At 62.6% G+C, this 16416-nt stretch carries 7 protein-coding genes; 4 read left to right on the forward strand and 3 right to left on the reverse strand.

Features of this window, described 5'->3' with window-relative positions:
- Positions 1-188: 188 nt before the first annotated feature.
- Complete coding sequence (gene repC, locus B9A97_RS17550) at positions 189-1403, forward strand: plasmid replication protein RepC (protein WP_084366655.1); 1215 nt, start codon at positions 189-191, stop codon at positions 1401-1403.
- A gap of 24 nt (positions 1404-1427) precedes the next feature.
- Here the strand turns inward: repC and B9A97_RS29810 are convergent, their stop codons facing one another.
- From B9A97_RS29810 to B9A97_RS17560, 3 genes are all read right to left on the reverse strand, one after another.
- The gene (locus B9A97_RS29810) at positions 1428-1589 is read right to left on the reverse strand and encodes a hypothetical protein (RefSeq protein WP_179145318.1); all 162 of its coding nucleotides are present in this window, start codon (positions 1587-1589) and stop codon (positions 1428-1430) included.
- Positions 1590-1657: 68 nt separating this feature from the next.
- Positions 1658-2416, reverse strand: a complete 759-nt coding sequence (locus B9A97_RS17555) for a YoaK family protein (RefSeq protein WP_084366681.1) — start codon at positions 2414-2416, stop codon at positions 1658-1660.
- Between the two features lie 213 nt (positions 2417-2629).
- Positions 2630-3511 carry a LysR family transcriptional regulator gene (locus tag B9A97_RS17560; protein WP_084366656.1) on the reverse strand — a complete coding sequence of 294 codons (882 nt, stop codon included), beginning with the start codon at positions 3509-3511 and terminating at the stop codon, positions 2630-2632.
- Between the two features lie 133 nt (positions 3512-3644).
- On the opposite strand from B9A97_RS17560, the gene B9A97_RS17565 reads away from it, so the two are divergent.
- From B9A97_RS17565 to B9A97_RS17575, 3 genes are all read left to right on the forward strand, one after another.
- Entirely contained in the window at positions 3645-5219 is a 1575-nt protein-coding gene (locus tag B9A97_RS17565; protein WP_179145327.1) for a proton-conducting transporter transmembrane domain-containing protein, read from the forward strand.
- A 4-nt stretch (positions 5220-5223) separates the two neighbouring features.
- Positions 5224-7638 carry a YbcC family protein gene (locus B9A97_RS17570; protein WP_143530552.1) on the forward strand — a complete coding sequence of 805 codons (2415 nt, stop codon included), beginning with the start codon at positions 5224-5226 and terminating at the stop codon, positions 7636-7638.
- An 893-nt stretch (positions 7639-8531) separates the two neighbouring features.
- Positions 8532-16406, forward strand: a complete 7875-nt coding sequence (locus B9A97_RS17575) for a beta strand repeat-containing protein (protein WP_179145322.1) — start codon at positions 8532-8534, stop codon at positions 16404-16406.
- The last annotated feature ends 10 nt before the right edge of the window (positions 16407-16416 follow it).

The raw sequence follows: 16416 nt of genomic DNA on the forward strand, positions 1-16416 counted from the left end.
GAGACAAGAAAAAAGGCCCCCAAAACGTTCCCGTTCCGGAAGCCCTCTTCAATGTAGCAATTCAAGAGAATCACTTCCCGGCATCAAAGTCAAGAGTCGGCGGCAGCATTGCCGGTCCGAGCCGCTAATTTTGTGCCTTGAACAGGCGTGATCGGGTCCTTCTTGCCTCTTCGACAGAGGACCTGGACATGATTGAGAGACTTGGAACGACGCCTTTCGGCGGCGGCCGGATGTCTGCGCGGCTTTTTGCCCGTCAGGTTGCGGTGGCCGATAGGCAGGAGAAACTGCGCGCCGGTGACGGCGGCAATGACAGCGGCGAGGCCGACAAGTGGCAGTTGCTGCGAGCCCTGACCGAGGCCAGCGCCGAATATGGTCTTGGCGACCGCACGCTGTGCCTCCTTGAGGCATTGGTGAGCTTTACGGCCGAGCGTGTGCTCGACGGCAAACAGCCGATCATCGTTTTCCCATCCAACCGCGAATTGTCGCTGCGGGCCCGGGGCATGGCGCCGGCGACGATCAGGCGGCATTTGGCGGCGCTGGTCGAGGCCGGGCTGATCTTTCGCCGCGACAGCGCCAATGGCAAGCGCTTCTGCCGACGCGATGATCGCGGCCTTGTCGAGGATGCCTTTGGTTTCGATCTGGCACCACTGGCGCTGAAGGCTGGCGAGATTTATGCCGCGGCCGAGCGCGCCCGTGCCGAGGCCAAGGCTGCCAGCCTGCTGCGCAGCGAGGTGACCCTGCACCAGCGGGATATCTCCAAGATCATCGAGATCGCCCTGGAAGAGGGAAGGGTCGGCGACTGGATGGACTATGCCGCACAGCTTGCAGCGCTTAGCCAAACGCTTCCGCGCCGGGCGGATGCCGCCAAGCTTGCACCCGTGCGCGATGGCCTGATGGAACTGCGGGCAATGGTGGAAACGGCCTATCTCAATTCTCTCGAAGAAGCAGAAATGAGCGCCAGTGATCATCATTTCGAGCGCCATCATCAGAATTCAAACACTGAACAGACATCTGAATCTAACGGCTATGACCATAATACAGAGCGGGCGGCAGTTTCGGCTATTGCAGCCCCGGAACGGAAGATGGCGCTCAGCCTCAGCCAATTCCGCAAACTCTGCCCGCAAATCCTGGATTATGCCAAGGGCGGGATATCGGGCTGGGCGGATCTGGTCAGTACGGCCGATCTGGTGCGCTCGATGCTGGGGGTTTCACCCGATGCCTGGCGAAAGGCGCGCGAGGCCATGGGAGACCAGGCGGCGGCTGTCGTGATTGCCATCATGCTGGAACGGGCAGACACGATCCGCTCGCCCGGAGGCTATCTCAGGAACCTGACGCAAAAGGCTGAAAACGGCGCCTTCAGCATCTATCCGATGATCCAGGCGCTGGAGCGGTCTCGGGAGTAGCGCGATGGCGACAAGGGCGTGGTTTCACACGGCGGGTGCGCCGCTTCCCGTGAGGTAGAAATAGGCCCAGGCTGCCAGGAAGGCGACGATGACGCCAAGGATGATCAAGAGCTTGCGCTGTCCCGGACGTGGTTTCTTTGGTTCCGGTGGCTTCGGCGGTTTCTTGAATTCGATGACGTTCGACACGCTGCACTCCATTGGCTTGATATCGTGATCCTAGCCGGGTTTGGTTTCGAAATTACTGCGGAGCTGCCTCAGCCCCTGTTTCGGCTTTCCTGCAAATCCCGGATCACGGGAGCCGCCGCAAGGATAGCCAAGGGCACAGCAAGCGTGAGGGCTGCGGTAAAACCGATGTGCTTGAACAGAACCGCGCCGATGACGCCGCCGATGAAGAACAGCGCGATCAGGGAGGAAAGCAGCCGGAGCTTGGGAAGATCAGCCCGCACGGGCGGTTGATGCCGCGAGGTGGCGGCACGGTTCCAATATAGGCCCTTGCCCAGCTCGATCCCGGCATCGGTGACAAGGCCTGTTATGTGGGTGGTGCGGATGCGTGCTCCCGAGAGTTTGGTGATGATGGCGTTCTGGAAACCCATGATGAAGCAGAGCAGGGAAACGGTGGCGATGACGGCGACGCCTGTCGGTGGGCCGCTCGCATCCCATACGCCCGTCACGGCAAAGCCGACGAACAACATCGCCTCGGTCAACAATGGCAAGGCATATTGGGCATGAAGACCGCGACGCCGGCCCCAGTTGATCATGATGGCGGATGCCGCAGCGCCAAGAATGAAGGCGATGAGTGCGAGAAAACCGGCGGCGACGGCCGCCCCGTCACCCAGAACAGCGTTATCGGCCATGGCGGAGACGATGCCGGACATATGCGATGTGTACTGGTGCACCGCCATGAAACCACCGGCATTGGCTGCGCCAGCGATGAAGGTGAGGTAATAGGCAAGGTGCCGGTCGCTCGCCTCATCGCGATCCCGTGCCGCCAGTTTTCCGAGATAGTGTTTCATGTGGGTGTGGCATGCCTGATTTGGGCGCAGCGACGCTGTCGCGGCTGGCCAGATCATTCACGCTTGCCGCGTGATTTGCAATGGATACCGGCATTGCCTCCCGCGCGTATTCTACAGCAGGTCGCATTGATCCGGATTCATGCGCCCTGCTGTAGACTTCTGTTTTCGCATGTCTTTGTCCCAAAACCGGTGCCCACTTTTGGGAGACATGCTTTACCGCAGCGAGACGCTTTTCAGGATGGGTTCGATGAGCGCGTTTGGGAAACGCCGCTTCACGGTCACCGCATAGAAGGATTCGGTGATGCCGGGCAGCGCGTCGAATTCCAGGAGCGTGCCGGCCTCGAGCTCTCCCTTGACGACGATCGGCGGCAGGACCGCAAGGCCTGCCCCCTCGCGCGCCAAGAGACGCATCATCGCCATGTCATCCACCTCTGCGGCGATTTGCGGTGTCAGTCCAAGCCGTGCCACCAGCGCCTCGAATTGCGAGCGCACGCCGCTTTCCAGCGTCGGCAGGATGACCGGATGCTCGGCCAGGAGATCGCCAAGCCTTGCGCCCGGTTTGCCATAGGACGGCCGGCCGACGAGGCTGACGCGCTGCTGGTAGATGTGCTGGGCGATGAATGGCGTGACGGAGTCGGCCATCGGCGCCTGGTTGAGAAGGACGATGTCGAGGTTCAGGTCTTCAAGCGCGCCCAGCAATTCGCTGGTGCTGCCCGAGCGCAGGATCATGTCGACGTCCTGTCGACCGAGGATCGGCCGGAGAAACTCGATCTGGAAGTTGCGCGACAATGTGGCCAGCGCACCGATGCGGATGGCGCGGCGGGTTTTTCCGGTCTCCTTCAGCGTTTCCACCAGCTCTTCGCCGGCGGAAAAGATCGTATCGGCATGGTCGAGCGCGATGCGGCCGGCCTCTGTGAGATGCAACTGTCGCCCGCGGCGCTCGAACAGCGCATGGCCGAGCCGCTCCTCCAACTGCTTGATCTGGATCGACAGCGCCGATTGCGACAGGTTCAGCCGCTCTGCGGTTCGCGTCAGGTTGCCGTCATGGGCGACGGCGCGAAAATAGCGCAGGTGGTGATAGTTCAGGTCCGACATGGTTCTATTTTATAGAACGAGTTTGCAGAAACAATGAATTTTTATTGTGATCACGTGGCTGGTAACAGATCTTTGAGATCGCCGCTGCCTCCTCCCAAGCAGCGGCCAAGCCCGGAGACCTCACGTGATCCACATGCTGCCGCTTCTCGCACCGCTGCTGCTGGCCGGTGCCTCGTTCTATGCCTTCCAGGCGCCGGCCTTTCGCCCACGCCATGCGATCCGCCTGGCGGAATTTGCCGCGCTCGGCTCGATCCTCGTTGCCATTCTCTCGGGCGTCGTGCTTTATCTGCAAGGGCCCGGCACCAGCCCCGCGATCGGCTATGGCTATGTCGCGCTCGCCTCGCGGCTCGACCTCGTCAGCCTGGTCATGCTGCTGCTGGTCTCCTTCATCGGCTGGGTGGTGCTGCGCTATGCCGGCACTTTCCTCGATGGCGAAGCGCGGCAGGGGCCGTTTACCGGCTGGATGACGGCGACGCTTGCGGCTGTCCTGCTACTCGTCCAGTCCGGCACGCTGCTGCAGCTCGTCATCGGCTGGGTTGCGACCAGTCTCTTGCTGCACCAGTTGCTGCTCTTCTATCCCGAGCGGATCGCCGCCCGGCGGGCCGCGCGCAAGAAGTTCATCGTCTCGCGCACCGGTGATGCCGCACTGATCGGCGCCGTCATCCTGATCGCCATCTCATTCGGCACGGGCGATATCGCCACCATCCTTGCCGCGGCACGGGAAGGTAAGGGCCTGCCGCTGACGATTGTTGCCGCAGCCCTGCTGGCGGTCGCAGCCCTGCTCAAGTCCGCGCAGTTTCCCACCCATGGCTGGCTGACGGAGGTGATGGAAACGCCGACGCCCGTTTCGGCGCTGCTGCATGCCGGCGTCGTCAATGCCGGCGGCTTCCTGTTGATCCGCTTTGCCGATGTCATGCTGCAGGCGCCCGTGGTTCTGGCGGTGCTGGTGATGGTCGGCGGCTTCACGGCGGTGTTCGGTAGCCTTGTCATGCTCACCCAGTCCGCGGTGAAGACCTCGCTTGCCTGGTCGACGGTGGCGCAGATGGGCTTCATGATCCTGCAATGCGGCCTCGCGCTCTTCCCGATCGCGCTTTTGCACATCGTTGCCCACTCGCTTTACAAGGCCCATGCCTTCCTGGCCTCCGGCTCGGCGATCGAGACGGTTGCCGCGATCCGCAGGCCCGGCCCGGTCGCGATCCCCAATGCCAAGGCGGTCGGCCGCGCCTTCCTGCTGGCGCTGGCCATCTATGCCGTGATCGGCGTGCTGTTCGGCTTTGGCGACAAGCCGCCGCAGGCGCTGGCGCTGGGCGCCATCCTGATCTTCGGCGTCGCCTATCTGATCGCTCAAGGACTGGCGGATGCCGCGCCCTGGGCGCTCACCTGGCGGACCTCGCTTTATTCGGCCTCCGCCGCGACGGCCTATTTCGCCCTGCAGCGCATCTCCGACAAGCTGATGCTCGGCACCCTGCCGCCGACTCCGCAGCCCGGGCCGCTGGAATGGACGCTGATGCTGCTTGGCGTCGTCACCTTCGGCGTGGTGGCGGTAGCCCAGTCGCTCTTCCCGCTCTGGGCCTATCATCCCGCGGCGGCGGGCCTGAGGGTCCATCTGGCCAACGGCCTCTATGTCAATGCCCTGTTCGATCGCCTGCTCGGCGGCTGGACGCTGCCCCGGACCGCCTCTGCAACGCCTGCATCCATCAAGGAGTGAACCGATGACCGAGATGACCACAATCGACACCCTGCATGGTGAAGCGCTGGCGTTAGCCGCAGACCAGGCGGTGCGGGCCATCCCGCCCGCCTGGCCGCTGACGGCAACCGTCGCCGTCAATCCCTTCCTTGGCCAGGTCAGCGACACGCTGAACCAGACAGCGGCCCGGCTCGCCCGGATCGCCGGTGTGCGGCTGGCCATGCCGCGCAAGCACTATGCCGACAAGATCGCTCGCGGCGAGATCACCGACGAGGACCTGATCGCCGCGCTGCAATCGAGCGCCGTGTTCAACCGCATCGACCTTCCGGCGCTGAAGGCCGCCGCCACGGAGGAGCCGCAGCCCGTTGCAGCACTTCCGACCGTCGCGGATCTCGCCGCGCGGGCAACGGGCCGGGACTGGCCGGCCCTCGTTTCCGAGCGGATCGGCAGTTTTGCGGCCGGGTTCTTCGACCAGGGACAGGCGCTCTGGGCCGCCTCCCGGCGCAACGGGCTCTATGCCGCCTGGAGGGCCTTTGCCACCCATGACCTGACGCCGGAGATCCTCGGCTTGAAGGGTTTTGGCATCCACGTGGATGAAACGCCGGAAACGCCGCAAGGGGCCATTGAACGGGTGGCCGTCTCGCTCGGTCTCGGCGCCGAACCCGGCACCTATTTCCACCAGCTTCTGCTTTCTCTCGGTGGCTGGGCGCAATTTTCGCGCCATATCCAGTTCAAGGCCGAGGTCGAGGGGCGCACGGATATGACGGCGCTCGAACTCTTGGCGATCCGGCTGGTCTTTGAAGAGGCGCTTTATGCACGCCACAAACAGGCCATCGAAAGCGAATGGCAGCAGGTGAGGCGCAAGCATGCCGAGCCGGTGGCAGCCGATTTTGACACAGTCATCGACGGGCTGTTGCAGATCGCAGCCGAGCGGGCGGCACAGCGGCGGCTGGCGGCGACGCTGGCCGCACCCTCGACGGTGAAGGTCGCCGAGCTGCGGCCGGTGCTGCAGGCGGCATTTTGCATCGATGTGCGCTCCGAGGTCTTCCGGCGGGCGCTTGAACGCGTGGATCCGGGTGTTCGCACGCTGGGTTTTGCCGGCTTCTTCGGCCTTGGCGCTAGCCACAGGGGTTTTGCCTCTGACGTTTCGGAGCATCGCCTGCCGGTCCTGCTGAAGCCCTCGATCTTCAGCTGCAGCGCTGTCGATCATGACCCGGATGCCGACCAGCAGGCGCGGTTTGGTGCACGGGCCGTTCGGGCCTGGGGCCGGTTCAAGCTGGCGGCGGTCTCGTCCTTTGCCTTCGTCGAGGCCATGGGGCCTGTCTATGCCGGCAAGCTGCTGCGCGATGGTCTCGGCTTCGGCAAGGGCAGGGGGCCTGACGCGGCCAAGCCGCGCTTTGCGCCGCATCTCGATCTCGAGACCCGCGCCGCGGCCGCCGAAACCGTGCTGAAGGCGATGTCGTTGACGGAAGGCTTCGGCCGCTTCGTGCTGATTGCCGGCCATGGCGCCAATGTCGTCAACAACCCCTATGCCAGCGCGCTGCATTGCGGCGCCTGCGGCGGCTATGCCGGCGACGTCAATGCGCGGCTGCTGGCCGCACTGTTGAACGATCGCGCGGTGCGGGAGAAGCTCGCTGCAAGGGGCATCAGCATCCCCGCCGATACGGTGTTCCTCGGCGGCCTGCACGACACCACGACCGATGCGGTGACGCTGTTCGATGATGATCTTGAGAGCGAGATCGCCGCCCAGGATATCGTCCGCATCCGGCAATGGCTTGCCCAGGCGGGCAGCCTGACCCGGGCCGAGCGGGCTCTGCGCCTGCCGCGCGCGACGGCCGAGAGCGTGATCGCGCGCAGCCGGGACTGGTCGGAAGTGAGGCCGGAACTGGGGCTTGCCGGCTGCCGCGCCTTCATCGCGGCGCCAAGGACGCGGACGTCAGGCCGCTCCCTGGAGGGCCAGGCCTTCCTGCACGACTATGCCTGGAAGAAGGACGAGGGCTTCAAGGTGCTCGAGCTCATCCTGACCGCGCCTGTTGTGGTCGCGAGCTGGATCAGCCTGCAATATTTCGGCTCCTCGGTCGCGCCATCGCTGTTCGGGGCGGGCAACAAGCTGCTGCACAATGTCGTCGGCGGTATCGGCGTTGTCGAAGGCAATGGCGGCAACCTGCGCGCCGGGCTTCCCTGGCAATCGGTGCATGACGGCGAAGGCTTCGTGCACGAGCCGCTGCGCCTCACCGTCGCCATCGAGGCACCGAAGGAGGCGATCACTGATATCCTCAAGCGGCACGCCCAGGTGCGGGCGCTGTTCGACAATGGCTGGCTCAGCCTGTTTACCCTTGATGAGCAGGGGCAGATGGCCTGGCGATATACAGGCGGGCTGCAATGGACCGACATGCGGCAAGCGGCGTCTGTTGCGGATGTTCGCAAAGCCGCCTGCTGACGCGGGGCTAATGCATCACGACGGACGGGCGCCAATCGAGATGGCGCCCGTCTTGTGCTGCGTAAACGCAACCTGCTCAGCGTCGTGAGTGGTTTGCCCTTGTCAGCCCGGTGCGGCTGGCGGGGCGGTGCGTACGGCGCGTCGCGTTATCCTGAGGCGCAGGAGGCGAAAACCGCCATTTTCACGTAGCGTGATAGCGAAATTCTAATAGGATTGATAATGCAAGATTATCAGGCATTATAGGAATGACATGAAGTGTGCGTTAAGTCACATAAAAAACTAACAAAGTGCACTTTTGTTTATGCCTGCGGGTCGATAGGGAGTGACCAGGTGTCCGGTGCGGATCACGCTGGAGTTATTCGGCAGAGCTCCGGTGCGACGCGACCAAGGACCTGCCAGCAGAGCGGTTGAGAAGTTATTCGTTCGGCGGGCAGGTACGCCTGCAACGGCCGGCCGATGCCACGAAAGATCGTGGATGATGCGGAAATGCCACGTATTTCTGCAACATTGGTAACATGTGAAACATTCGTTACATTTGAAAGCTGGCGCCTTGCTGCCGCTTCACCCTATCGATGTCCCGTCTACCAAGGACTGCCCGAGCAGCGGTACAGATGGGGTTACTCAATGGACAGCTATGTAAAGACCAGCGGGATGTCTCGTCGACCCTACGGCGAAGGCGCCATCGTAGCGTGCCTGTCGCATGCTTGGAACGTGATCGACCTTTGGCGACGGGACATACGTCGCGCATTGATCGCCGATGCGCGGGCCGCAGCAAAACTGAATGACGCATCGGATTTTCAATGTTTATTTCGACGATTACCCTAACGTCTCCGCGTCGGAACTCCAGACGGAAAGGGAGGCTTTACGTCGCGCTCGTGACCTCCACGGCCTTGATGACGCAGCCCTTGCTTGTGCGGATGGCCTTTGGCGGTGAAGCGCTGCCCACCGGTGGCCAGGTGCTGGAGGGATCGGTGACGTTCGATTCGGCCGGTTCCACGATGACCGTCATGCAGGGCTCCGAGAAGGCTATCGTCAACTGGAACGGATTTTCGATCGGATCCGGAAATTCGGTCAATTTTGTCCAGCCTAATGCGGGGTCGGCCATCCTCAACCGCGTGACCGGTGGCACATCGACCACGATTGCCGGCTCTCTGTCGGCCAACGGCCAGGTGTATCTGGTCAATCCAAACGGGATCGCCATCACGCCGACAGGCACGGTGAAGGTCGGTGGCGGCTTCGTGGCGTCGACGCTGGACATCGATGATCGGGATTTCCTTGAGGGCAATCTGGCTTTTCATGGCAATGGCGCATCCGCAGGCGTGCGCAATGAAGGCGTCATCACGGTCGGGCGCGGCGGTTATGCCGCCTTGCTCGGCGGTACCGTCAGGAATGACGGGTTGATCGCCGTGCCGATGGGCAAAGTGGGTCTGGGCTCGGGCGAGCAAGCGACGCTCGACCTCTCGGGCGATGGCTTCCTGCAGGTGGCTGTGCCAACACGCGAAGGCGCCGAAGGCGAGGGTGCACTGGTCGAGAACGGCGGGACGATTTCAGCAGACGGCGGTGCGGTCGTTATGCGTGCTGCGACGGCGCGTGAAGCGTCTCGGCAGGCCATCAACATGTCCGGCGTGGTCGAGGCAAAAACCGTGTCTGGTCGCAATGGCGCCATTGTCATCGGTGGCGGCGCGGGCGGTTCGGTCAAGGTGTCCGGCAAGGTCAGAGCCACCGCCGCGGCCGGCAAGGGCGGCAAGGTGGAAGTGACCGGCCGCCAGGTGGCTCTGAACGGCGCTGAAATCGATGCCTCGGGCGCGGCAGGCGGCGGCAAGGTGAAGATCGGGGGGGATTGGCAGGGGGCGAGCGGCACGCAGCGTGCCTCCACCACCAGCGTCGATACGACCAGCATTATCCGCGCTGATGCCACCGAGTCAGGCTCTGGCGGAACTGTGGTTGTATGGTCTGACGACCTCACGCGCTTTTCGGGGCTGATTACCGCGCGCGGCGCGGGTTCCGGTCATGGCGGAGATGCGGAAGTCTCCGGCAAGGCCGCGCTGGATTACGCCGGCTTTTCCGATCTAAGTGCCCAGAACGGGCGTTTTGGTTCGCTGCTGCTCGACCCCTACAATATCACGATATCGAGTGCCACCAGCAGCAATGTCAGCGGCTTTGACGCGTCCGGCAGCGGCAGTATCCTCAATGTCAACACGCTGACGACCGCGCTCGCCGGCGCCAATGTCACCGTAACGACGGGCTCCGGCGGCGCTGAAGCCGGCAATATCACGGTGGCAGCACCCATTGCCTGGTCGGCGGGGACGACGCTAACTCTGTCGGCAGCGGGCAGTATCTTCATCAACAAGGACATCAGCGCGACGGGTGCAGGCGCCGGTCTCGTGCTGACCTATGGTACGGATTATAGCCTGAACAATGGGGCTCGGGTTACCCTCTCAGGTTCGTCGGCAAGTCTCGCCGTCAACGGCCAATCCTACACGCTGATCCATGATGTGTCCTCTCTGCAGGCCATGGGCAGCACGGGCTTCTATGCGGTGGCCAACGACATCGACGCCTCGGCGACGGCAAGCTGGAACGGCGGTGCGGGTTTCGACCCGATCGGACGCTCCACAGCCTTCTCCGGCACCTTCTCCGGCCTCGGCCATAATATTGATGGTTTGACCATCAATCGACCCGGTACGACCTTTATCGGCCTTTTTGCTCAGGCGGATTCCGCGACGTTGCGGGATATGACGCTCTCCAATATCTCGGTGACCGGCAACGGCCGAGTGGGAGGGCTGGTGGGCCAAGTGAGCAACTCCAACCTGAGCAACATCCACGTCATGGGCAGTGTGACCGGATTTCAGGAAGCCGGGGGAATCGCGGGTTGGTTGGCTGAGTCAGTATTGTCCAATACCTCCTCGGCGGCGTCCGTCACGGTCTCGGGGAACGGGGCCGGCGGCCTTGTGGGCCATGCCATTTACACCGTCACGATCTCCGATTCCTACGCCACCGGAGCAGTGACGGCCGCCAGCAACGCTGGCGGCCTCGTGGGGCAGGCCCTGGGTGGTCCGCTCATCCTGACCAATGTCTATGCCAGCGGCAGGGTCACAGGGGCCAGCGGCACCGGCGGACTGATCGGCGTGGACGCAGATAGTACGTCTCCGGCCTCGTTCTTCCTCAACAATGCCTATTGGGACGCCAGTTCAACGGGGCAGACCGTTGCGATCGGCACCGCCCCCAGCTCCACCATTACCGGCACGGCCGTCGACGTCTCCGGCGCGCCCCGGACCCAGGCCACCTATTCCGGCCTCGATTTCACCAACACTTGGGTGATGATCGACGGGGAAACCCGGCCGATGCTGCGCAATGAGTATTCGACCGTCATTGCAACGCCGGCAGCATTGCAACTGATGTCGCAGGATCTCACCGCCAGCTACAAGCTGGGTGCAAATATCAACATGACGAGCGCCCAAGCGGTCGGCAGCAACGGCTATTACGGCGGCCTGTGGGGCGCATCCGGCTTTGTTTCCATCGGCAGCCAAAGCCAGCGCTTCACCGGCATATTTGACGGTCAGAGCCACACCATCACCGGCCTCGTGATCGATCGGCTCGGATCGGACTATATCGGCCTGTTCGGCGCTACCAATGGCGCGACCATCAGCAATGTGGCGCTGTCTGGCGGTAGCATTCGCGGCAGTCGTTATGTCGGTGGGTTGATCGGCGCTGCCTATGGCGGCAGCGTGACCCTTTCATCCTCGGGTGTTTCCATCACCACCGATGATGGCATCGTCGGCGGCCTGGTCGGCAAGCTGGACAATGGTACCATCACGCAATCCTTTGCCACAGGAAATATCCGAAGCAATCTCAGTGTGGGCTTGGGAAGCGTCGGCGGGCTGGTGGGTGAATCGGTTCAGAGCAACATCAGTCAGTCGTTTGCAACAGGAAACGTGACCATCCAAGGCTCCTCCAGTAGCGGCCAGATTGGCTTCGGCGGCTTCGTTGGAGTAAATGCTCAATCAACGATTACCGATTCTTATGCAACAGGCAATGTGACCGGTCTGAGCCTTCTGGACTGGCTCGGCGGATTTGCCGGTGTGAATGGGTCTCTTAGCTCAATCTCCAACTCCTATTCCACAGGCTATGTCAACGTCGCAAGCGGAAGGGCCGGAGGCTTCGTCGGTGCGAATTTCGACTTCAATGCGGTGGTATCCAACGTCTATTGGGACACCGAGACCAGCGGTAAGTCAATCGGTGTTTATGCTGGAACGGGTGCGACTGGACTCACCACCACGCAGTTGCAGGGCACATTGCCTTCGGGCTTTTCTCCGTCCATCTGGGGCACCGGCGCCGGCCTTTATCCATACTTCAACTGGCTCTATCCAACGGCACCTGTGGCGGTATCGGGTATTGCCTATAGCGATGCCGGCACCACGGTTGCGGCTGGACAAGGCGTCACCGCCGTATCCGGCGGCAGCGCCATCGGCAGCACCAACACGGGTGCGAACGGCTATTACTATGTCCTGGCGGCCGCAGACAAACTGGCCGCCACCGGTGCCCTCACATATTTCGACGGGGTGACCGCAAAAGGCGCGGCCTTCTCCGATGTCGCCGGCACCAATGGCATCCAGAATATGTCCATCTATGGCACGGCCGCCCATGTAATCACCGGCCAGTCGACCCTGGGGGCAACACGGGCCAATTATCTTGCCGCGCGCGGCAGCTATGCAGATACCGATCTGTCCTTCCTCTCGTCCAGCGGCTTTGCGCCGCTGACGACATCGGCAGGCTACGGCGTTTATCTGAACAGCACGGGCAACTATACGCTGAACGGCAATCTCGGCTCTTCCGGCCTTCTCACCGTCGACAGTGGCGGCACCTTGGGCGTCAGCGGCACCGCTACCCTCTCGGCAGCGGGCGCGCTCACCCTCGCCGACGCCATATCGTGGACAGATGCATCGAGCGTGACCCTCGCCACCACATCAAGCGGCAACATCAACCTTGGTGGCGCAGTCACGGGCACCAACGGCACGCTGATCGTGAATGCCAGTGGCACCGCAACCACATCCAACGCCGTCAATGTCGGCACTTTCCGCCTTGCTGGCGGCACCTGGAACCAGCTTTCCTCCACATTGCTAACCTTCTCGGCCACGAATTTCGTGCTGGCGACCGGCTCCACCTTCCTGCGGGCGACGGGTGGCGATGGCACCGCCGCGACGCCCTACGAGATCGAGGATATCTATGGGCTTCAGGGAATAGGCTCGAACAGCCTGCTGTCGCGGCATTTCATTCTCACGGCAGATATAGATGCCAGCGGAACGGCAAACTGGAACTCTGGCGCCGGCTTTGACCCGATCGGTGATTCCTCCAACGGGTTTGCCGGAAGTTTCGACGGGGCGGGGCACACCATCTCGAACCTGAAAATCGCGACATCTGCCAGTTACTCCGGCCTGTTCGCGCGGACCAGTGGCACCATCCGCAGCGTGGGTCTCGTAGGGGCATCTGTCAGCGGGGGCGCAAGGGTAGGAGCCCTGGTAGGCCACCAAGCTTCCGGCACGATCACGAACTCTTACGCAACAGGCACCGTCACGAGCGCGAGTACGGCCGTCGGAGGGCTGGTCGGCTCTCAAGCCGGCACAATCACAAACTCCTATGCAGCTGTGACCGTTTCTGGCGGTCTGTCGGTTGGTGGCTTGGTCGGCCAGCAGGACGGTGGAACGATCAGCAATTCCTTCGCGACAGGCGCCGTCACAGCCTCCAATGCCGACGCCGGTGGTCTGGTTGGTTACCAGTACGGCACGATCAGCAATTCCTATGCAACAGGTTCTGTCTCAGCTGCAAATTCCGACGCTGGTGGTTTGGTCGGCACCCAGGCTTCCAGTGGTGCGATCAGCAATTCTTACGCGACAGGCCAAGTGTCCGGAGGCTCATATGTCGGCGGGCTGATCGGCAGTCATACCCCGGGCGCGACACTCACCAGCAGCTTCTGGAATACCACCTCCTCGGGCACAACACTTGGCCTGGGCCGCGGTTCGTCTACCGGCGTGACGGGTCTCACCACCGCACAGATGAGCAGTCTATCCACGTTCACGAATGCCGGTTGGGATATTGATGACACCGGCGGCACCGGCAAGGTCTGGCGCATCTACGACGGGCTGACGGCTCCACTGCTGCGTGGTTTCATGACCGGGCTCACCGTGACGACGACCGCAGCCGTGACAAAGACCTATGACGGCCTTGCGACCAGCACAAACGTCGGCACGCTGACCTACAGCCCGACTAGTTACAACAGCGCACAGGTTCTGGGCACGGCCGGCTACATCGCCTCCAGTGCCAATGCCGGCAGCTACTCCGGCGCGGCGCTGACGCTGGGCGGCCTCTACTCCACGCAGCTCGGTTACGACCTCACGCTCAATGCCGGCAGCCTGACCATCAACAGGGCCGCCTTGTCGGTCACGGCCAACAATGCCAGCAAGGTCTATGACGGCGTGGCCTATTCCGGCGGCAATGGTGTCTCCTATTCCGGCTTCGTCAATGGCGAAACCGCCTCTGTCCTCGGAGGCACCCTGACCTATGGCGGAACATCCCAGGGTGCTTCGGCCGCGGGGTCCTATGGTATTACAGCATCCGGCCTGACTTCCGGTAATTACGCAATCACCTACGCACCGGGAACGCTGACCATATCCCCGGCAAACGTGACGCTGACGATCACGCCCGACGCCGCCAGCAAGACCTATGGCCAGGCGCTCGTGCTGAACAGCTATTCCGTCGCTGGCTCATTGATCGGCAGCGACGCGATCGGCTCGGTATCGCTGGCCAGTGCCGGGACCGCGGCCAGCGCTGGTGCCGGCACCTATGACATCACGGCTTCCAACGCAGTGTTCTCCAGCGGTTCGGCCTCGAACTACACCATCACCTATCAAATGCTGGCCAACGGCCTGACCGTCAACAAGGCAGCTCTGACGATCACCGCCAATGATGCCAGCAAGGTTTATGATGGCCTGGCCTATTCCGGCGGCAATGGGGTTTCATATTCCGGCTTCGTCAATGGCGAGACGTCCGCGGTGCTGGGCGGCACACTGGCCTATGGCGGCACCTCGCAGGGCGCGGTAAATGCCGGCACCTATTCCATCACAGGCTCCGGCCTGACCTCGGGCAATTACGACATCACCTATGCACCGGGAACGCTGACGGTGTCCGCCGCAACTCTGACGGTCACGGCCAACAATGCCAGCAAGGTGTATAACGGCGTGGCCTATTCCGGTGGCAACGGCGTCACTTATTCCGGCTTGGTCAATGGCGAGACGGCCTCTGTCCTCGGCGGCACGCTGGCCTATGGCGGCACGTCACAGGGCGCGGTGAATGCCGGCACCTATTCCATCACAGGTTCTGGCCTAACCTCCGGCAATTACAACATCACCTATGCACCGGGAGCGCTGACCGTTTCTGCCGCAGCTCTGACAGTCACCGCCAACAACGCGAGCAAGGTCTATAATGGTGTGGCCTATTCCGGCGGCAATGGGGTTTCGTATTCCGGCTTCGTCAATGGCGAGACGGCGTCTGTTCTCGGCGGCACGCTGGCTTATGGCGGCACTGCGCAAGGTGCGGTGAATGCGGGGACCTATGCCATCACGGGTTCTGGCCTGACCTCCGGCAATTACAACATCACCTATGCACCGGGATCGCTGACCGTTTCCGCCGCAGCTTTGACAGTGACCGCCAACAGCGCCAGCAAGGTCTATGACGGCGTGAGCTACTCCGGCGGCAATGGCGTGACCTATTCCGGCTTCGTCAATGGCGAGACGGCGTCTGTTCTCGCTGGCACGCTGGCCTATGGCGGCACCGCGCAGGGTGCATCGGCGGCAGGGTCCTACAGCATCACCGCATCGGGTCTGACCTCCGGCAATTATGACATCAGCTATGCACCGGGAACGCTGACCATTTCCCCCGCGCTTGTCACCTTGACGATCACGCCTGGTACGGCCAGCAAGACCTATGGCCAGACGCTTGTTCTGAACAGCTACTCCGTCGCCGGCTCATTGATCAGCGGCGACACGATCGGCTCGGTGTCTCTGACCAGTGGCGGTGCGGCCGCCAGCGCGGCAGTGGGCACCTATGACATCACGGCCTCCAACGCTGTCTTCACCAGCGGTGCGGCCTCGAACTATGCGATTACCTATCAGGTTCTCGCCAACGGTCTGACCGTCAACGCGGCATCTTTGACGATCACCGCCAATGATGCCAGCAAGATCTATGATGGCCTTGCCTATTCCGGCGGCAATGGGGTCGCTTATTCCGGTTTCGTCAATGGCGAGACATCAGCGGTGCTGGACGGCTCTCTGGTTTATGGCGGCTCTGCCCAGGGTGCCGTGGCTGCTGGCACCTATGACCTCACGGTCTCCGGCCTTACCGCACGCAATTACGCGATCCGCTATCTCGGCGGAGTGCTGATGGTCCAGGCTGCCCCCAGTCCTACGGTCACCCCTCAACCCACGGTCAATCCCCAGCCAACCCCCAATCCGGCACCTGCGATCGACCCCGGTATCCCGGCAAGCGCGCTGGTGGATGGTATCAATGTGCCGCTGGCGAGCCTGCCGGTCTGGCGCCAGTCGGTAACGCAGGGTGGACCTGGAGTGGTAACCAACGCCACGGGCGGCAACGACGCATCTGCTGGCGGACAAGCTCCAGTCTTTGCCTCCGCCGACGTGTGGCTGTTCGGCGCCCCCTGCTTCGGCGCATTGGTCCAGGCCTCTGCCTGCACAGGCGGCGGGGCTGGAGGCGAATAATGCAGTACCG

This window comes from Rhizobium sp. RU36D, from assembly GCF_900176345.1.
In the GTDB taxonomy this organism is placed as follows: domain Bacteria; phylum Pseudomonadota; class Alphaproteobacteria; order Rhizobiales; family Rhizobiaceae; genus Allorhizobium.